This window comes from Pseudomonas sp. RL_105y_Pfl2_101 (assembly GCF_963970585.1).
GTDB lineage: Bacteria > Pseudomonadota > Gammaproteobacteria > Pseudomonadales > Pseudomonadaceae > Aquipseudomonas.
The window spans coordinates 36,730-53,605 of the sequence record NZ_CAXAPG010000037.1; the positions used below are offsets into that span (position 1 = coordinate 36,730).

Below are 16,876 nucleotides of genomic sequence, written 5' to 3' on the forward strand. Positions count from 1 at the left end.
TGCGTCGATGCCTTTACCTTTATTCTCTCGCCTTCGGCGGCGCTGGCTGGCCTTCCTTGTCATGAGCGCAATGGTGGTCGGGCTGCCGGTGGGCTGTGCAGTGCTGCAACATAAGGAGCGCGAGCTGGTCTTTCGCATTGAGCCGGGGACGGCCAGCTGGTTCAGTGGGCTGCCCAGCGGTGTGCAGGAATTCGATCTCAAGTCCAAGCACTTCAAGGCCGGGGAAAATATCCACGGCTGGTGGTGGCCGGCCAAACGCAAGAACGCGCCGGCCATCCTGTACTTGCACGGTGTGCGCTGGAATTTGACCGGCCAATTGTTTCGTATCCAGCAGTTGAGGGCGCTGGGCTATTCGGTACTGGCCATCGACTACCGGGGCTTTGGCAAAAGCCATGGGGATCTGCCGTCGGAAGCCAGCGTCTATGAAGATGCACGCATCGCCTGGGAGCGCCTCAAGGTACTGCAACCAGACCCGGCCCTGCGGCTGATCTACGGTCATTCATTGGGCGGGGCCATCGCGGTGGACCTCGCCGCGCAGTTGGGCCAGGAGGCCGCGAAGAATGGCGCCGCCCAGGTCCGAGGTCTGGTCATCGAATCCACGTTCACGTCCCTGGGCGATGTCGCCACCGCGATGGCGAATACGTCCCTGCCGGTGCGCTGGTTGCTGTCGCAGAAATTCGACTCCATCGACAAAATCGGCGAAATCAACATGCCACTGCTGGTGGTGCACGGCTCTGCCGATCGCTACGTACCGCCGCGCTTCAGCGAGCAACTGTTCAACGCCGCCCGGGAGCCCAAGCGCCTGTTGCTGGTGCCGGGGGCGACGCATAACAACAGCATGAGTCTGGCGGGCAAAAACTACCGGCAAGCGCTGGACACGCTGATGAACAACAAGCCATCGCCCATGGCCGCAAACACCTTGCCCACCCCGGCCAAAGCGGGCTGATCACCCTCCCTCCAGATCACCACAATCCCCCTGCGGGAGCGGGCTTGCTCGCGAAAGCGTCAGCCCAGTCAACATCGCCGCAAGCTGACCCGCCGCCTGCTCGCGATGGCGGTGCAAGCGCACGCAAAAAAAAACGGCACCTTTCGGTGCCGTTCGTTTTCACGCTTGGGGCTTTACTTGCGGGCTGCCTCCCACGATTTCAACAGCTCGGTGTAGCTCACTGTTTCGCCTTTAGGCTTCTCGTTCGCCAGTTTCGGCTTCGGTGCACCCGGTTGGTCGAACCAGTATTGCGCGTCGCGCTCGGGGTTCATTTTCGGGGCGCAGGTGGCTTGGGCCTTGGAGCGTTCCAGGCGAGTCATGATCGCATCCTGGTCCTTGGCCAACCCATCGAGGGCCTGCTGCGGCGTTTTCTCGCCACTGGCGGCTTCGGCGATGTGGCTCCACCACAACTGGGCCAGACGCGGGTAGTCCGGCACGTTGGTCCCGGTCGGGGTCCATTGCACGCGGGCCGGACTGCGGTAGAACTCAACCAGGCCACCGAGCTTCGGCGCCAGGTCGGTCATCGCCTGGGAGTTGATGTCCGACTCACGAATCGGCGTCAGGCCAACGATGGTCTTCTTCAGCGACACGGTCTTGGACGTCACGAACTGTGCATAGAGCCAGGCCGCGAGTTTCTGTTTCTCAGGCGTGGATTTCATAAATGTCCAGGAGCCCACGTCCTGATACCCCAGTTTCATGCCCTCTTCCCAATACGGACCGCGTGGCGAAGGCGCCATGCGCCATTTCGGCGTGCCATCGGCATTTACCACCGGTAGGCCCGGCTTGGTCATGTCGGCGGTAAACGCGGTGTACCAGAAAATCTGCTGGGCGATGTTGCCTTGGGACGGTACCGGACCTGATTCGGAGAACGTCATGCCCGCCGCTTCCGGTGGCGCGTACTTCTTCATCCAGTCCACGTATTTGGTGGTGGCAAACACTGCCGCAGGTCCGTTGGTGTCGCCGCCACGGGTGACGCTGGAACCAACCGGATGGCAGTCTTCGACGCGAATCCCCCACTCATCCACCGGCAGACCATTGGGCAGGCCCTTGTCGCCGCCGCCAGCCATGGAGAACCAGGCATCGGTGAAACGCCAGCCCAGGGACGGGTCTTTCTTGCCGTAGTCCATGTGGCCGTAGATGCGCTTGCCGTCGATTTCCTTGACGTCTTCGGAGAAGAACTTGGCGATGTCTTCATAGGCCGACCAGTTCACCGGTACGCCCAGCTCGTAGCCGTATTTCTCCTTGAACTTGGCCTTCAGGTCCGCGCGCTCGAACCAGTCGGCGCGGAACCAGTACAAGTTGGCGAATTGCTGGTCGGGCAGTTGATAGATCTTGCCGTCCGGCGCGGTGGTGAAGGAGATGCCGATGAAGTCCTTGATGTCCAGGGTCGGCGAGGTGAAATCCTTGCCTTCGTTGGCCATCAGATCGGTGATCGACTCGGTCTTGCCGTAGCGAAAGTGCGTACCAATCAAGTCCGAGTCGTTGACCCAGCCGTCATAGATGTTCTTGTCCGACTGCATCACCGTCTGCATTTTCTCCACCACGTCGCCTTCTTGCAGAAGGTCATGGGTCAACTGGATCCCGGTGATTTCGGTGAAGGCCTTGGCCAGTACCTTGGACTCGTATTCGTGAGTGGTGAGGGTTTCCGACACCACGTTGATCTTCATACCGCGAAACGGCTCGGATGCCTTGATGAACCATTTGAGTTCTTCGAGCTGCTGCTCGGCTGTCAGGGTCGACGGTTTGAATTCACTGCCGATCCATTTTTTAGCGGCGTCTTCATAGGCATCGGCCCAGGCCGCAGCACTCAGCCCGCTGAGTGCCAGCATGGCTGCCAATGAAACGCTATGTCGCAGCTTATTGTTTTTATTGAACATAGAGACCTCCTGTTTGGGTTTAAGAGCCTGAGCGTCGAACCTTCGACTAGGGGCCTGTACGGTTAATTCGAGTACTCGAATTAGCCACACAGACCCCTTTTAGCCCCACCGCATCACTGCCAACAGCCACACCAAGGACAACGCGAACGCTATCCAGATGCTCCAGTCGGTAGCACCGATCACCAGCATATGCAGGTAAGCGCTACCGAGAAGACCGATAAACAACCGATCGCCACGGGTGGTGGCAATCGGCAGGAAACCCCGCCGAGGGATGCTCGGCGAACGCAGTTCCCACGTGGTCATGCCTGCCAGCAGCAAGGCGATGACCCCAAAGAATGTCGCCGTGGGGGCGGTCCAGTTCATCCATTCCATCATCGACTCCTCAGACTCGGCCCAGGGCAAAGCCCTTGGCCACGTGGTTGCGAACGAACCAGATCACCAGCATGCCCGGCAGGATGGTCAACACCCCCGCCGCCGCCAGCACGCCCCAATCGATACCCGAGGCCGACACGGTGCGGGTCATGACCGCCGCGATCGGCTTGGCATTCACCGAGGTGAGCGTACGTGCCAGCAGCAGTTCGACCCAGGAAAACATAAAGCAGAAAAACGCCGTGACACCGATGCCGGAACCGATCAACGGGACGAATATCTTCACGAAAAACTTGGGGAAACTGTAGCCGTCAATGTAGGCGGTCTCGTCAATTTCTTTCGGCACCCCAGACATGAACCCTTCGAGGATCCACACCGCCAGCGGCACGTTGAACAGGCAGTGAGCCAGGGCCACGGCGATATGGGTGTCGAACAGCCCAATGGACGAATACAGCTGGAAGAACGGCAACAGGAACACCGCCGGTGGAGCCATGCGGTTGGTCAGCAGCCAGAAGAACAGGTGCTTGTCCCCCAGGAACCGGTAACGGGAAAACGCATAGGCCGCCGGCAATGCGACCCCCAGGGAAATCACCGTGTTCAGGCTCACGTAGTACAGCGAGTTGAGGTAACCGGTGTACCAGCTCGGGTCGGTGAAGATCACCTTGTAGTTGTGGAAGGTAAAATCCTGGGGCCACAGGGTCAGGCTGCCGAGGATCTCGGTGTTGCTCTTGAACGACATGTTCAGCAACCAGTAGATGGGCACCAGCAGGAACAGGATGTAGATCAGCAGCGGAATCAGCTTTCTCTTGCTCATTGTGCGGGCCTCAACGGTTGGCGTCGGAGTGCGTCATGGCGGTATAGAACAGCCACGACACCAACAGAATGATCAGGAAGTACACCAGGGAAAACGCCGCCGCCGGGCCCAGGTCGAATTGGCCGATGGCCATCTGCGTCAAGGTCTGGCTGAGGAAGGTGGTGGCGTTGCCCGGCCCGCCGCCGGTCAGCACGAACGGCTCGGTGTAGATCATGAAGCTGTCCATGAAGCGCAGCATCACGGCGATCAGCAGCACGCTCTTCATCTTCGGCAACTGGATGTGCCGGAACACCGCCCAGCTGGAGGCCCGGTCGATCCGCGCGGCCTGGTAGTACACGTCGGGAATAGCCCGCAACCCCGAATAGCACAGCAGCGCCACCAACGACGTCCAGTGCCAGACGTCCATCACCAGCACGGTGAGCCAGGCGTCCATGGTGTTGGCCGCATAGTTATAGTTGATGCCCAGGCCATTGAGGGTGGAGCCCAGCAAGCCGATGTCGGTGCGGCCGAAAATCTGCCAGATGGTGCCCACTACGTTCCAGGGGATCAGTAGCGGGATCGCCAGGATGATCAACACCAGGGACGACCATTTGCCCTTGGTCGGCATGGTCAGGGCGATGGCGATGCCCAGGGGGATTTCAATCAGTAGTACGCACGCCGAATAGATGAACTGGCGCAACAGCGAATCGTGCAGCCGTGGATCGAGCAGCACCTGCTTGTACCACTCGGCGCCGACGAAGTAGCGGCTGGACTGGTCGAAGATGTCCTGCACCGAATAGTTGACCACGGTCATCATCGGGATCACGGCGCTGAAGGCCACCAGCAGGAACACCGGCAACACCAGCCACCAGGCCTTGTTGTTTTGCACCTTGTTCATGGCTGCACCTCACTCAACGGTTCCAGCAGGTATTCATCGGCATAAACCATCAGCCATTGGCCCGGAAAGCTGATGTACGCGGTGCCTTCCGGCACGGGCTTGTCTTCAGCCAAGCGGACTTTCAGCGGTACGCCATCGAGGTTGAGGGTCAGGATCTTGTAGGTGCCCAGGTCTTCGACGTGCACCACATCAGCCCGCATTGCGTCGTCATAGGGGCCGTCCCAGACATGCACGAACTCGGGACGGATACCGACCTTCAGGCTTTTTCCTCCAGCTTCGGCGACCCGTCGTTGCAAGGTTTCCGACAGCGGCAAGTGCGTCGAGGCGAAGCCGACGCCACCGGGCTGTGCCGTGACCTCGATCAGGTTCATCCCCGGGCTGCCGATGAAGTAGCCGACAAAGGTGTGGCTGGGGCGCTCGAACAAGTCCCGGGGTGTGCCGAACTGCACGATCTGGCCGCCGTACATCACCGCGATCTTGTCGGCGAACGTCGAAGCCTCCAACTGGTCGTGGGTGACGTAGACCATGGTGATGTTGAACTGCTCGTGGATCTGTTTGAGCTTGCGCCGCAGCTTCCATTTCAGGTGCGGGTCGATCACCGTCAGCGGCTCGTCAAACAGAATCGCCGACACATCGTCGCGCACCAGGCCGCGGCCCATGGAGACTTTCTGTTTTTCGTCGGCGGTGAGGTTGCTGGCCTTTTTGCCCAGCAGGTTTTGCAGGTCCAGGACCTCGGCGATTTCCTGCACCTTGGTGTGGATCCTCGCCTCGGCCATGCCCTGGTTACGCAGCGGGAACGCCAGGTTGTCAAACACGGTCATGGTGTCGTACACCACCGGAAACTGAAACACCTGGGCGATGTTGCGCCGTTCCGGGGTCAGCTCGTTAACGACCTTGCTGTCGAACATCACCTGCCCTTCGGAAGGGCTGAGCAGTCCGGAAATGATGTTGAGCAACGTGGACTTGCCACAGCCCGAAGGCCCGAGCAGCGCATAGGCGCCGCCCTGCTCCCAGATGTGGTTCATCTCGCGAATCGCGTAGTCCTCGGGGCCCGCCGGGGTGCTGGTATAGCTGTGGGCGAGGTTCTGCAAACGAATTTCAGCCATCAGGCAACCCTCGCGATACGCTGCCCTGGGGCTTGGACCAGCTTGCCCTGGGCGTCGAAGACAAACAGTTTATGGGTCGGAATGTAGATGCGGATCGGCGCATCCACGTCGTACTCATGCACCCCTGGCAAATGCAGCACCAGCAGGAAATGTTCATTGCGCACGTGCAGGAACGTCTCCGAGCCACTGATCTCGGCCACCTCGACGGATACCGCCAGTTCGAGGTCGTCGTCGTTGCTCGGCACCAGGGAAATATGACTGGGGCGCACGCCGAAACGAAATTCACCCTCGCCCACCGGGCGCAGGTCGACGTTCAGCGGGAAGTGCACGAAATTGGCGAAACTCACCTCGTTGCCGGCGATGCGTCCCGGCATGAGGTTGATGGGTGGTTCGGAGAACAATTCGGCGGCCAGCACGGTTTGCGGCTGGTGATACACCGAAGACGATTTGCCGCTCTGGATCACCCGGCCCTCATGCAGGATCGTGGTGGTGCCGCCCAAGGCCAACGCCTCGTTGGGCTCGGTGGTGGCGTAGACGGCGATGGTGTGGCGGGCCTGGAACAATTCGCGCATTTCCTGACGCAGCTCTTCACGCAGCTTGTAGTCCAGGTTCACCAGCGGCTCGTCGAACAGAATCAGTTCAGCGTCCTTGACCAATGCGCGGGCCATGGCGGTGCGCTGCTGCTGACCGCCGGACAACTCCAGCGGATGACGCTTGAGGAATTTCTCGATCCGCAACATTTTTGCGGTTTCCAGGACTTTGCCCTGGATGACCTCTTCGGACACGCCGGCCTGGCGCAGCGGCGAGGCGATGTTTTCGAAAACGGTCATGGTCGGGTAGTTGATGAACTGTTGATAGACCATCGACACGTTGCGCAGCCGCACGGGGCGATTGGTAACGTCGACGCCGTTCATCAGGATGCGGCCGCTGTCGGGCTTGTCCAGACCGGCCATCAGACGCATGAGGCTGGTCTTGCCGGACAGCGTGCGGCCCAACAGGACGTTGAAGGATCCGGGTTCGAAACTCAGATTGGCATCGTCGATCCAGGTTTGGCCTTCGACGGTGCGACAGATGTGCTCAAGCGTTAATGACATGGCTCGGCCTTTTTATTATTGGAGTCAAGCGACCCGAGTCAGAAAGCGAAAGCCGTGCCAGAAATCACAAGCCATTGATAAAGTTGAAATTTCTATTTATTTGCAGGAAAAAGACGTTCGCGGATGAACGCAAGTGAACAATCAAGAATGAACAACTGAACAATCTGTGGGTTGACAATGAACAATTTTGAACAACACTGAAAGAACGTTCTCGGCTAGCCTGGCTGCAAGCCCGCTCCCACAGGTTCTGTGCATGAAGTGGTATTCAGGCCTGCCCCAGCACAAGGAGTCTGTGCGAGACTTGCCACAACAATAAAAACAGCTCCTGCGAGAGTGTCCCATGGCCGCACCTGCTCCAGCCTTGTCCCACGAGGCCATCATCCAGGCCTCCTGGTCCCGTTGCCGCGCCTTTGGCCTGAACCATCAAAGCGTGCCGGCCTTCGACCAGTTGCCCGCCCAAGGCATCGCCCAGTTGCTGGAGAACCAGCATTCGCTGGTGCAGACCACCCACCAGGAAGTCTTGCCGTACTACGAAAACATCCTGAGCAACTCCAACTGCCTGATCATGCTGGCCGACAACCAGGGCCAAGTGCTGACCTCCTGGGGCACCCAGCGCTTCATCGAACCGAAACTGGCCCATGGCTTCAGCGCCGGGGCGAGCTGGATGGAGCGCTGCACCGGCACCAACGCCATCGGCACCGCGCTGGCCTGCGAACAGGCGGTGCACATCGAGCACGATGAACACTTCCTCAAGGCCAATCGCTTCATGACCGGCTCCGCCGCGCCGATCTTCGATGCCGAGCGCAAGGTCATCGCCGTGCTGGACGTCTCCAGCGACAGCTACCTGCCACCGTCCCACACCCTGGGCATGGTCAAGATGATGAGCCAGACCGTGGAGAACCGGCTGATCCTCAACCTGTTTCGCGGTGAACACTTCCAACTGACCTTTAACACCGGTCTGAACAACCTCGACAGCCAATGGGCCGGGCTGCTGATCTTCGATGAGAGCGGCCAGATCCTGTCCGCCAACCGCCGGGCCGACAACCTGCTGGGCCTGAGCCTGTCGCGGGTCAGCATCGAAAGCCTGTTCAAGGTCTCGCTGCTGGAGCTGCTGAACCAGCCCGATGACCTGCCGTTCGCCCTGCAAGCATCCGGTAGCAATCGTTTCCAGTGCCTGCTCAGGCGTCCGAGCCAGGTGTCGATCAAGGCTCGCGTATTCACCGAAACAGCACCTGTGCCGGCCCCCGCCAGCAACGCTATCAGCCTCAACACCCTGCACTTCGGTGACAGCCGCGTGGAGAAAGCCGTGCGCCAGGCCGAGCGGTTGCTGGAGAAGGACATTCCGCTGCTGATCCATGGCGAGACCGGCGTCGGCAAGGAAGTCTTCGTCAAAGCCCTGCACCAGGCCAGTTCGCGCTGCAAGCAACCGTTCATTGCCGTCAACTGCGCAGCGATCCCCGCCGAGCTGGTGGAATCGGAACTGTTCGGTTATGAAAAAGGCGCCTTCACCGGTGCCAACCAGAAAGGCAGCATTGGCCTGATCCGCAAGGCCGACCGCGGCACGCTGTTTCTTGACGAGATCGGCGACATGCCCCTGCCGACCCAGGCCCGGCTGCTGCGGGTCTTGCAGGAACGTTGCGTACAACCGGTGGGCAGCGCCGAGTTGTTCCCAGTGGACATCCGCATCATCTCCGCCACCAACCGCTCACTGCGTGAACAGGTGCAACTGGGGCGGTTTCGCGAAGACTTGTACTACCGCATCGGTGGCCTGACCCTGGAACTGCCGCCCCTGCGCGAACGCAGCGACAAGCAGGCCCTGTTCAAGCGCCTCTGGGAACACCACCGCGAACCGACCCAATGGGCCGGCCTGAGCCGTGAGGTACTGGATCTGCTCGAACGCCACCCATGGCCGGGCAACCTGCGACAGGTCAGCAGCGTGCTGCAAGTGGCCCTGGCGATGGCCGAGGAACAGCCGATCCGCCCGGAACATCTGCCCGACGACTTCTTTGTCGACCTTGAAATGGAACCGGTGGAAACACCTGAGCCGCTGACGGTGGACCTCAACGATGCCGAGGACCTGAACCGTCAGTTGCAGGCCGTGGGCGGGAATATTTCACACTTGGCGCGACGGCTGGGGGTCAGCCGCAATACCTTGTACAAACGCTTGCGGCAACTTGAAAGCTGATACGAAACCAGTGGGAGCGAACCTGCTCGCGAAGGTGGCGGCACAGCCAACAGCACGCAAGCTGACCCACCGCTTTCGCGAGCAAACCCGCTCCCACAGGTGTTTTGCTTAACTGATAGGCATTACTGCGACTTAGTCGAACACGCCATTGAGCACTTCATAGATGATGCCAGTGGCGATCGCCACCAGGATCAGGTCCGTGCCGACCTGTTGCCACTCATAACCGTCATAGTGCGGCAACCGTCCCAGCAACCGACCGTCGAGCTTCTTGGCGATACCGGGTGGCAACGGCTTGCCCCGTGCAAGATTTTTCTGGATGCCAGGCGGCAACGCCGGGCCGGGGCTCCAGTAATCGCGATAGCTGCCAATCACACCGAGGATGCCGCCGCGGTCGAGGATCGGGCCGTTATGCCAATCGCCGCCACCACCGCCTTGGTTTCCCTTGCCGCCCTGGTTGCCCTTGTTACCGGGATTTCCTTGACCACCCTTGTTGCCCTGCCCGCCTTTGCCTCCCTGTCCGTGGCCAGGACCTTGATCGAATTGAGCGTTTCCCTTACCGTTGCCGGGGTCCGCGACAACAATGCCAGGGCCCGCCACCAGGGCGACGCAGGTAACGGCTGCAATCAACGAGCGCGATTTGAACATGGCAGTTCTCTCAAAAAAGGAATGTCCCCTGTAAAGATATAGAGACTCACGGTGATATTAGTTCCATATCACGCTGCACGTCGCTTGCCTGAACCGGATAACACCTGAACACAGCAATCAGGGCGTTTCATGCGCAAGGACTACCTGGCTTTTTTCGTCGCGATGTTCCTCTCCCGGTTGGCCGACCAGATCTTGCTGTTCATCGTCCCGCTGATTGTTTTCCAGACCACCAACAGCGTCTCCTGGGCAGGCCTGGCCTTCTTCGTCGAAGCCTTGCCACGCTACCTGTCGTTCCCGATCTGCGGCGTGGCAGTCGTGCTCTATGGTGTCTTCGGCGGCATCTATTGGATCGTCGCGCTCTCGGCCCTCTGCGGCGTGCTGACCACGCAGGGCATCATGGTCCGCGAAGTGGTGATGCCTTACATCTTCAAGCACTACACCTACACCAAGACCCTCTCCTACTCGCAAATCGCCGACCAGAGCGGCATGGTGCTGGGCCCGCTGATCGCTGCGCTGTTGCTTGAGGTATGGGCGTGGCACTGGGTGGTGCTGGCGATTGCCGGGCTGTTCCTCCTGGCGGACCTGGCGATGTTGTACTGGCAGCGCACCAGCTCGGTCACCCTGGAAACCTTCGAGCAACATCACGATCTCTGGCTGAACCCGCTGCGCATTGCCTTCGGCCACATTCGCAAGCTGGCGGAACTGCAAAAGATCATCAGCCTGGCGGTGGGCGTCAACCTGGTCATCGGCGTCACCCTCGCCACCTCAGCGGCCATGGTCATCGGCCATTACGGCGCCGACAAGGATGACTACGCAGGCTTACAGGCAGCCGGTGCCGTGACCACCATCCTCATCCTGTTCCTCCTGGCCCGAGTGACCTTGCCCTTGAAACTGCTGGGCACCCTCTCCTACACGCTGATTGCCGTCGGCGCCTTCATCACCGCGCTCAGCCCGAACACAGAGGGCTACGTCGTCGGTTTCTTGCTGATTGTCGGTTTCGACAAAATGTTCAACGTGTACTTCCGTACCCTCCGCCAGCAAGTCATTGCGCCTCAGGACTTCGGCAAGACCGTCGGCGTCATCACGCTGCTCAACAACCTGTCGCAACCGCTCGCGGGCTTACTGGTCGCGGTGCTGACCGCGCCGCTTGGAACGCAGCAGGTGATTCTGCTGCTGGCGGTTGCCACCAGCCTGATCGGAGCCGCAGTGGTTGTGGTGCACAGGCATTCGACACTGCGGTCAAGTGTCTACAACGCCGAGACCGACTGACCCTATCGGGGCGGTTTGTATTATCAGTGACTTATTGTTGAGGCATGGTTGAAACGTTGCCGACGTCAATGCACGTCTGCCCCGCCATTCGTCACCTGTTAAATATCGGGGCCAACAGGCGGCCACGTCTGGCTCAGGGTTTGCACTGGCCTGTCTCAGCAGCCAAGAACGACGTAATTCTGACGCGGCGGCAAATTAATCAATGCTTGGTCAGCAAACGGAGATGTACCGTGTCAACTCTCAACGAAATCGCAGCGAATCACGCGAGAATGGCAAAGTTAAAGGAAGAAGAGTCGATGCGGCTGAGTGCGCTTCAGGGTCAGGTGGTGGGGAGTTTTGAAATTCCACCCCTCGAAGCGCCACAGGAGATGTCACTACACTTTATGACAGGGGTGCAGGATCACTCGTTTGGGGAAGCGGCGACGCTGAGTTTTCGATCTGGGTGTTGATTGGGATCCGTCGCCTGCTTATGCAGCGGGCGACTCGACCGTTCAGAACTGCCTGGCTAAAGCCGCTGCAAGTATGCCGGCGGCAATTGCCGGCAGCGGTTTTTTCAGTGTCAGCATGACGATTGCCGTAGCCAGCAAAGCCAGCCGTGCGCCGTTATCACCTTTAACCGCCAGCGGAGCCAACACCGCCACCAACACCGAACCAGACATGGCCGTGATGAACTGCTGCACCCGATAGTTGATCGGCACGAACGACATCACGAAAACACCGCCCCACCGAGTCGCCAATGTCACTGCGGCCATTATCAATATGACGACCAAAGTGCCATAACCCGCCGTTTCAATGCTCATGGTTTTTTCTCCATCCACAACGCACCCAGAATGCCCCCCGCCAAAGCGCCGACCACGACATGACTGTTCGCCGGCAAGTACCAGTAAGCCAACAACGATGAGCAGGCCGCCACGGTCCAGATGATGAACATGCGCAGGTTCTTCTTCCCGCCGACGACCATCGCCAACAAGAAACAGCCCATCACCATATCCAGCCCGAAACTGACCGGGTTCTCAATGGCGCTGCCAAAATGAAGCCCCAGCCAACTGCCCAGGATCCAGGCGACCCAGAGTGCAATGCCGCCGCCGAATAAAAGCCCAAGCCCCGGTTTGTCCCTACTGAACGCCTGCATCGCCATGGCCCAGTTGGCGTCCGAAACAACCAGCATGACACCATAGCGCTTGGCAACGGGCAGCTCCCGCAGCCAGGGGTAAAGCGTCGCGCCCATCAACAAGTGCCGGGCGTTGATGGCGAAGACGGTGATCATCAGCGGAACGACCGGCACTTGCTGTCCCCACAGATCCAGCGCGGCAAATTGAGAGGCGCCAGCAAAAACCAGCGTGCTCATGAGCACGGCAGACGTATCACTCAAGCCCGTTTGCGCAGCCGCCAGGCCGAAAGCCACGCCGAACACGACGACGAAAAGAGAGATTGGGATCAGCTGTTTGAAACCGTCATAAATGTGATTCAACGTCAGCGCGTGCAGGTGGGGTTCAACATTCGACAAAACATGACCTCTTCTGGATATCTGCGGTGCAAAACCGAGAGTATGAGGCTGAATCTCCCTGTCGAAAACTGTTTGGCGGGTCAATGGACAACTCCACCCACCGAGCCTAGAGATTGCGCGTGGCAAATCCGCCAAAACTGGAAAACGTCAGATCCTTGCACAACCCTTCCAGGTCGCCATAAACGAGCTTTGAACCCACATTCATCAGCAACAGCTCGGAAAATAGCGTTGCCACACTTTGTTTCTTTATGATGATTTGGTGCGCCTCTGACGCTGGAAAGCTGTCCTCTACCTCGTAGCCAATACTGAACAACCCGCTTTGAGACCTCAGTCGGTCATTCATATAGTTCGGTGTGTAGAAACAGAACCCGTCTTCGCGAGCATCGGGGACGTTCGAAAAAACGTCTTCAGGCAAGGCGTTGGTTTCCACCCAAGTATGGTCACCTCCTTGTCCGCAAGGTGTCACCACATACACCGCCGCGTCATTTTCAACGACCCCAACCCTGTTATCCGTATCGACAGGAATCGTATCGTTTTCATTGTAGTCAGCCATCAAGCCAACACTTTCGATCAGAGGAATCCGTTTGTACCTCACGCCGTCCAATGCGAAAAAAAGCGCGACCAAAGGCGACAACGACCAATCCAGTAAGCGAGTGGGCATGCCGTAGTGCTGCGCAAGCGCGAGCACATCCCAATCATTGTGGGAGGACAGGTGATGATAGGCGTGACGTTCGGCGTTGAATTTTCTGAAGGCCTTTGTGGCCCTGGAGATCAAATCCCCTGACTTGGTTTTGGGGCTGCGGGCCAGAGAAGTCATTAATCCCCAGTTCGCGTTGCCTTGGCCTCGATAAACCGAGCCGGGGGTGGACCGTACCGGATTCTTTATTGAGTTTCTTAACTGCGTCGATGTACTCAGTCAGACTCGACACAACAACCGTGGTTTTATACACAACACTTCGCTCCCTGAATAAAAGTCAACCACTCACCTGCCAGAGGTAAATAGTCGTAAAGCCCGCGCCAAACGGGTACCTTGGCCCATTTCTCGGTTCAAAACGGTGTCATTCAACCCGAAACAACATCAAATTGCCACCATGCTACAGGTGAATGCCATGAGTACCCTTGAAAGAGCGATATCGATTTGCGCGCGAGCCCATGAAGGACAAGTGGATAAGGGCGACTCCCCTTACGTTTTGCACCCACTAAAAGTCATGCTGCGCCTGGCCCATGACGAGGAGCGCATCGTGGCGGTGTTGCATGACGTGGTCGAAGATACCGCGATCACCTTCGCCGACCTGCGCAATGAAGGCTTCAGCGAGACGGTCCTTGGCGCAATCGACGCTCTCACCAAGCGCAAGGGTGAGACTTACCAGGCCTTTATCGAGCGGGCTGCACGTGACCCGATAGCGCGCCGAGTGAAGCTGGCGGATCTTGCGGAAAACAGCGATTTATCTCGCCTAAACGAGCCAAGCCAAAAAGACCTGGACCGCATTGAAAAGTACCGCAAGGCGACTGACTACCTGACGGCCTTGGAGCAATAGGAACCCCATTGAAACAAATAGAGTGAAACACCTCACAGATCGGGCGACCGCTCAAACGGCCAGTGCGCAATGTCCCACACCAACGGCCATAACACGGGAAAATGAACACCTCAGGCGACTCACTCGCGCCCGTCGTCAAAGATCAAAGCAATCAATGCGCTAGAAACAGAGCACAGGATTTCTTGGAAGAAAAAAAATTACTTACGGAAAGCAGGAGCCTTGAAAATGAGCACAACTGAACAAGTACAAAGTACGGGTAAATACAGCGCCAAGTGGCAAGAACGCTTTGACTTCTTTGACACTTTCGGCGCGCCAAACGACCCGCGCTACAAGGAAGCCGTCAAGACGCTGCCTGGCGTCAAGAAGAAAATCCTCATCAACGCCAACGTGATTGCGTTTTTCTTCGGCCCTATCTACCTGTTCGTCCTCGGCCTCTGGAAGAAAAACCTCGCCCTGCTGGGTATTTTCCTAGCGATCAATATCGCATTGAGCGTGATTTTCGCAATCCTCGGCATGGAATTTCCCCGGCCGTTGAGTACAGGCCTGAGCATCGCCCTGTCGATGATGTACGCACTCATGGCCAACTACTCGTACTACCTCAAAGAAGTGAAAGGCGAGCAAGGCTGGAACCCATTCAAAGGCATGCGTCTCTGATTGCAGGCGTGGGTCATCAAGAACCCGCACCTCTCTGAGAACCCTTCACTGCAAGTGGCAACACCGAGCCTGGTGCCAAGGCATCGGTGTCTCTTGCCTGTCTTGGCAGTCTGTCCGGTCAACTCATTTCTGAAACGAGATGACTCATGAACGTCAGGTTTTCAATAGCGTACATATACTCAGAGAATCTCGGATCTCCATCGTTGAACGCCTTTGCCACCTTTTGTGCGCTCTCAAGACTGTCCCACATTGCTAAGTCCACGAAGACTCGATCGTCGCTCATCGGGCAGTAGGCGCGGTACTCGATCAAACCAGGAAAGGCCTTTAACGTTTCACGAAGCCCTGCGCGAAGCACAGGCATTTGCGCAACGCATTCCTGTTTGACCTTGAAAATGGCAAGTTCGAGTACATGAGACGAGTGCTGCATAGGAATGACCTTCCGTGTGTTAAGAAGTCCCCATTATCAGTGGCTCATACTGACAGCGTAGTGTCAGTCGTGGTGATCGCTTTCCACTGGCTTGCCTGGTGCTTCATATACGCTTGGAGATCAAGGGCAGGATTGTCGGGTGATGGTTGCTGGGCGCTAGCGATGGAGGTGATGCGATCGACCCGAAAATCGCGGTAAGCCGCCCTGGCGCAACACCAGCTTCCAACTGTCCACTTTCCCCCCCAGTAGAAAAGGCCGAGGGGGAAAATGAGGCGTTGCGAAACCGCACCGTCCAAACGGGTATACGTTATTTCCAGCATCTGAGTGTTTTCGATGGCATTTCGAAGCGCTGCCAGATGACCACGCGTGGAGGAAGGTGTTGTTCCAAGTGCCCTTATTTTTGCCGTGCTGGGGTCAACCTGGTGATGGACCAGAGACGCTGAAATTTTGCTCAGCAACATCCTTGCAGCAGCACTCAGATCGTTATCGGCAGAAGCTGAAAGCATTTCCATCCCGAGCATCAACGCATCCAGTTCGAGCCTGTTCAACGTTAAAGGCGGCATCTCAAAGTCGGCATCCAAGGCATATCCCACGCCGGCGGTCCCATAGATTGGGATTCCACTGAAGGAAAGGTCATCGATAGATCGAGCGAACAGAAACGCCAATTCGGCTCGCCAGTCGTTCAGCAGAGATTGGCTGATGGACACGAATCAGATTCACCAACTGAAATAAGCGATCAGCTTTACGCACCGGGTGCGCTCAACTGAGAGTTCTTTGCAAACTCAATGGCCGCGTTAATGGCGGCCCGAGCTTGGGGGCTGTTCTTCCAACACGTCGAACCCACTGCTGCCGATGCCTGAGCCAGGATGTCACAAGCATTCGCTTTACCAAGCACAGCGAGCGAGTCAATGCCCATCTGCTCCAGGCGAGCGATAACGGCTGGCCCTACGCCTTTTAGGGCCAACAAGGCATTCCGTTCCGTCAGTGGAAATGGCATCCGTAAACTCCTGTTATCAGCCAATGAAGCAACAGGAGTTTGCCCCACGGGAGAGTCCATCTCAATAGATAGACTCCATCGCTCTGAGCGGGGTCATCAGGAAAGTAAGTTCGGCAGACGTCTACGAAGAAACATCAGCCGAAGCTCAACTGCTTTAACGAGCTTAATGTTGTTTTTTTACACCGCTTTTAGCCTTGCGCTCGAAATAGGCGTGAACGAACCACAGTGCCAGGGCAAACCCAGCGAAGCCAAAAATGAAGAGCAACACCTCTATTGCAGCACCCTCATGAGAAAACATCGTATTCACCTCATCCTTAAGTCGTTTGATCAAAAAACGCCACGCTTGAAATTTCTCGTAACAATCCAACCATTTTCAGGGTAGTCACCCACAACCTGCGTGGCAACCTGCGGATTCCACGCGCACTTGGACACCCATTCCACGAACACTTGGACAGTGATTCCACGCTGACTTGGACACTCATTCCACGGTCACTTGGACACTGATTCCACGAGCATTTGGACAGTGATTTTC

20 protein-coding genes are annotated in these 16,876 nt (G+C 57.8%); 6 read left to right on the top strand and 14 right to left on the bottom strand.

The features are described from left to right. The first annotated feature begins 7 nt into the window (after positions 1-7). Entirely contained in the window at positions 8-946 is a 939-nt protein-coding gene (locus tag AACY31_RS25420; protein ID WP_339476977.1) for an alpha/beta hydrolase, read from the top strand. A 173-nt stretch (positions 947-1,119) separates the two neighbouring features. Here AACY31_RS25420 and AACY31_RS25425 read toward each other — a convergent pair whose 3' ends face one another. From AACY31_RS25425 to AACY31_RS25450, 6 genes are all read right to left on the bottom strand, one after another. Beyond that, positions 1,120-2,862, bottom strand: a complete 1,743-nt coding sequence (locus tag AACY31_RS25425) for an ABC transporter substrate-binding protein (protein ID WP_339476975.1) — start codon at positions 2,860-2,862, stop codon at positions 1,120-1,122. 99 nt (positions 2,863-2,961) lie between these two features. Next, the gene (locus AACY31_RS25430; RefSeq protein WP_339476973.1) at positions 2,962-3,234 is read right to left on the bottom strand and encodes a DUF2160 domain-containing protein; all 273 of its coding nucleotides are present in this window, start codon (positions 3,232-3,234) and stop codon (positions 2,962-2,964) included. Between the two features lie 10 nt (positions 3,235-3,244). Further along, complete coding sequence (locus AACY31_RS25435; RefSeq protein ID WP_339476970.1) at positions 3,245-4,045, bottom strand: carbohydrate ABC transporter permease; 801 nt, start codon at positions 4,043-4,045, stop codon at positions 3,245-3,247. A 10-nt stretch (positions 4,046-4,055) separates the two neighbouring features. Further along, positions 4,056-4,922 (bottom strand): carbohydrate ABC transporter permease, encoded by an 867-nt coding sequence (locus tag AACY31_RS25440; RefSeq protein ID WP_339476968.1) that lies wholly within the window; start codon positions 4,920-4,922, stop codon positions 4,056-4,058. Next, a complete protein-coding gene (locus AACY31_RS25445) occupies positions 4,919-6,028 on the bottom strand; it encodes an ABC transporter ATP-binding protein (RefSeq protein ID WP_339476967.1) in 1,110 nt (369 codons plus the stop codon). Before AACY31_RS25445 ends, AACY31_RS25440 begins: the two co-directional genes overlap by 4 nt. After that, positions 6,028-7,122: an ABC transporter ATP-binding protein gene (locus AACY31_RS25450; protein WP_339476965.1), complete on the bottom strand. Its 1,095-nt coding sequence runs from the start codon at positions 7,120-7,122 to the stop codon at positions 6,028-6,030. The genes AACY31_RS25445 and AACY31_RS25450 overlap by 1 nt, the downstream gene beginning before the upstream one ends. Positions 7,123-7,462: 340 nt before the next feature. Between AACY31_RS25450 and AACY31_RS25455 the strand changes: the two genes are divergently transcribed. Further along, positions 7,463-9,307 carry a sigma-54-dependent Fis family transcriptional regulator gene (locus AACY31_RS25455; protein WP_339476962.1) on the top strand — a complete coding sequence of 615 codons (1,845 nt, stop codon included), beginning with the start codon at positions 7,463-7,465 and terminating at the stop codon, positions 9,305-9,307. A 132-nt stretch (positions 9,308-9,439) separates the two neighbouring features. On the opposite strand, the gene AACY31_RS25460 is transcribed toward AACY31_RS25455, so the two are convergent. Then, positions 9,440-9,952, bottom strand: coding sequence for an anti-virulence regulator CigR family protein (locus AACY31_RS25460; protein ID WP_339505273.1), 513 nt, complete (start codon positions 9,950-9,952; stop codon positions 9,440-9,442). A 129-nt stretch (positions 9,953-10,081) separates the two neighbouring features. Between AACY31_RS25460 and AACY31_RS25465 the strand changes: the two genes are divergently transcribed. Next, positions 10,082-11,221, top strand: a complete 1,140-nt coding sequence (locus AACY31_RS25465) for an MFS transporter (protein ID WP_339505274.1) — start codon at positions 10,082-10,084, stop codon at positions 11,219-11,221. A gap of 230 nt (positions 11,222-11,451) precedes the next feature. Next, positions 11,452-11,670: a hypothetical protein gene (locus AACY31_RS25470; RefSeq protein ID WP_339476955.1), complete on the top strand. Its 219-nt coding sequence runs from the start codon at positions 11,452-11,454 to the stop codon at positions 11,668-11,670. Between the two features lie 42 nt (positions 11,671-11,712). On the opposite strand, the gene AACY31_RS25475 is transcribed toward AACY31_RS25470, so the two are convergent. The 3 genes from AACY31_RS25475 to AACY31_RS25485 form a co-directional block, all read right to left on the bottom strand. Continuing rightward, positions 11,713-12,021, bottom strand: coding sequence for an AzlD family protein (locus AACY31_RS25475; RefSeq protein ID WP_024619494.1), 309 nt, complete (start codon positions 12,019-12,021; stop codon positions 11,713-11,715). After that, positions 12,018-12,728 carry an AzlC family ABC transporter permease gene (locus tag AACY31_RS25480; RefSeq protein WP_339477071.1) on the bottom strand — a complete coding sequence of 237 codons (711 nt, stop codon included), beginning with the start codon at positions 12,726-12,728 and terminating at the stop codon, positions 12,018-12,020. Before AACY31_RS25480 ends, AACY31_RS25475 begins: the two co-directional genes overlap by 4 nt. Before the next feature lie 106 nt (positions 12,729-12,834). After that, complete coding sequence (locus AACY31_RS25485) at positions 12,835-13,545, bottom strand: FRG domain-containing protein (RefSeq protein ID WP_339505275.1); 711 nt, start codon at positions 13,543-13,545, stop codon at positions 12,835-12,837. A gap of 292 nt (positions 13,546-13,837) precedes the next feature. Here AACY31_RS25485 and AACY31_RS25490 point away from each other — a divergent pair, with 292 nt between their 5' ends. Both AACY31_RS25490 and AACY31_RS25495 read left to right on the top strand, forming a co-directional pair. Then, a complete protein-coding gene (locus tag AACY31_RS25490; RefSeq protein ID WP_339505276.1) occupies positions 13,838-14,266 on the top strand; it encodes an HD domain-containing protein in 429 nt (142 codons plus the stop codon). Between the two features lie 225 nt (positions 14,267-14,491). Beyond that, complete coding sequence (locus AACY31_RS25495) at positions 14,492-14,920, top strand: DUF2628 domain-containing protein (protein ID WP_339476945.1); 429 nt, start codon at positions 14,492-14,494, stop codon at positions 14,918-14,920. Between the two features lie 118 nt (positions 14,921-15,038). Here the strand turns inward: AACY31_RS25495 and AACY31_RS25500 are convergent, their stop codons facing one another. The 4 genes from AACY31_RS25500 to AACY31_RS25515 form a co-directional block, all read right to left on the bottom strand. After that, on the bottom strand, positions 15,039-15,347 hold the full coding sequence (locus AACY31_RS25500; protein WP_339476943.1) for a hypothetical protein: 309 nt from the start codon (positions 15,345-15,347) through the stop codon (positions 15,039-15,041). Positions 15,348-15,391: 44 nt separating this feature from the next. Further along, positions 15,392-15,910: a helix-turn-helix transcriptional regulator gene (locus tag AACY31_RS25505; RefSeq protein WP_339505278.1), complete on the bottom strand. Its 519-nt coding sequence runs from the start codon at positions 15,908-15,910 to the stop codon at positions 15,392-15,394. A gap of 70 nt (positions 15,911-15,980) precedes the next feature. Further along, positions 15,981-16,097, bottom strand: a complete 117-nt coding sequence (locus AACY31_RS25510) for an HTH domain-containing protein (RefSeq protein WP_339505277.1) — start codon at positions 16,095-16,097, stop codon at positions 15,981-15,983. Continuing rightward, positions 16,090-16,344, bottom strand: a complete 255-nt coding sequence (locus tag AACY31_RS25515) for a helix-hairpin-helix domain-containing protein (RefSeq protein ID WP_339476939.1) — start codon at positions 16,342-16,344, stop codon at positions 16,090-16,092. The genes AACY31_RS25510 and AACY31_RS25515 overlap by 8 nt, the downstream gene beginning before the upstream one ends. Between the last annotated feature and the right edge of the window lie 532 nt (positions 16,345-16,876).

Bases quoted from the DNA above. Each gene is read 5' to 3' on its own strand.
- AACY31_RS25485 (WP_339505275.1), bottom strand. From the start codon at position 13,545: ATGACTTCTCTGGCCCGCAGCCCCAAAACCAAGTCAGGGGATTTGATC.
- AACY31_RS25455 (WP_339476962.1), top strand. From the start codon at position 7,463: ATGGCCGCACCTGCTCCAGCCTTGTCCCACGAGGCCATCATCCAGGCC.
- AACY31_RS25490 (WP_339505276.1), top strand. From the start codon at position 13,838: ATGAGTACCCTTGAAAGAGCGATATCGATTTGCGCGCGAGCCCATGAA.
- AACY31_RS25430 (WP_339476973.1), bottom strand. From the start codon at position 3,234: ATGGAATGGATGAACTGGACCGCCCCCACGGCGACATTCTTTGGGGTC.
- AACY31_RS25495 (WP_339476945.1), top strand. From the start codon at position 14,492: ATGAGCACAACTGAACAAGTACAAAGTACGGGTAAATACAGCGCCAAG.
- AACY31_RS25420 (WP_339476977.1), top strand. From the start codon at position 8: ATGCCTTTACCTTTATTCTCTCGCCTTCGGCGGCGCTGGCTGGCCTTC.
- AACY31_RS25500 (WP_339476943.1), bottom strand. From the start codon at position 15,347: ATGCAGCACTCGTCTCATGTACTCGAACTTGCCATTTTCAAGGTCAAA.
- AACY31_RS25475 (WP_024619494.1), bottom strand. From the start codon at position 12,021: ATGAGCATTGAAACGGCGGGTTATGGCACTTTGGTCGTCATATTGATA.
- AACY31_RS25515 (WP_339476939.1), bottom strand. From the start codon at position 16,344: ATGCCATTTCCACTGACGGAACGGAATGCCTTGTTGGCCCTAAAAGGC.
- AACY31_RS25435 (WP_339476970.1), bottom strand. From the start codon at position 4,045: ATGAGCAAGAGAAAGCTGATTCCGCTGCTGATCTACATCCTGTTCCTG.
- AACY31_RS25465 (WP_339505274.1), top strand. From the start codon at position 10,082: ATGCGCAAGGACTACCTGGCTTTTTTCGTCGCGATGTTCCTCTCCCGG.
- AACY31_RS25440 (WP_339476968.1), bottom strand. From the start codon at position 4,922: ATGAACAAGGTGCAAAACAACAAGGCCTGGTGGCTGGTGTTGCCGGTG.
- AACY31_RS25460 (WP_339505273.1), bottom strand. From the start codon at position 9,952: ATGTTCAAATCGCGCTCGTTGATTGCAGCCGTTACCTGCGTCGCCCTG.
- AACY31_RS25445 (WP_339476967.1), bottom strand. From the start codon at position 6,028: ATGGCTGAAATTCGTTTGCAGAACCTCGCCCACAGCTATACCAGCACC.
- AACY31_RS25450 (WP_339476965.1), bottom strand. From the start codon at position 7,122: ATGTCATTAACGCTTGAGCACATCTGTCGCACCGTCGAAGGCCAAACC.
- AACY31_RS25505 (WP_339505278.1), bottom strand. From the start codon at position 15,910: ATGCCGCCTTTAACGTTGAACAGGCTCGAACTGGATGCGTTGATGCTC.
- AACY31_RS25425 (WP_339476975.1), bottom strand. From the start codon at position 2,862: ATGTTCAATAAAAACAATAAGCTGCGACATAGCGTTTCATTGGCAGCC.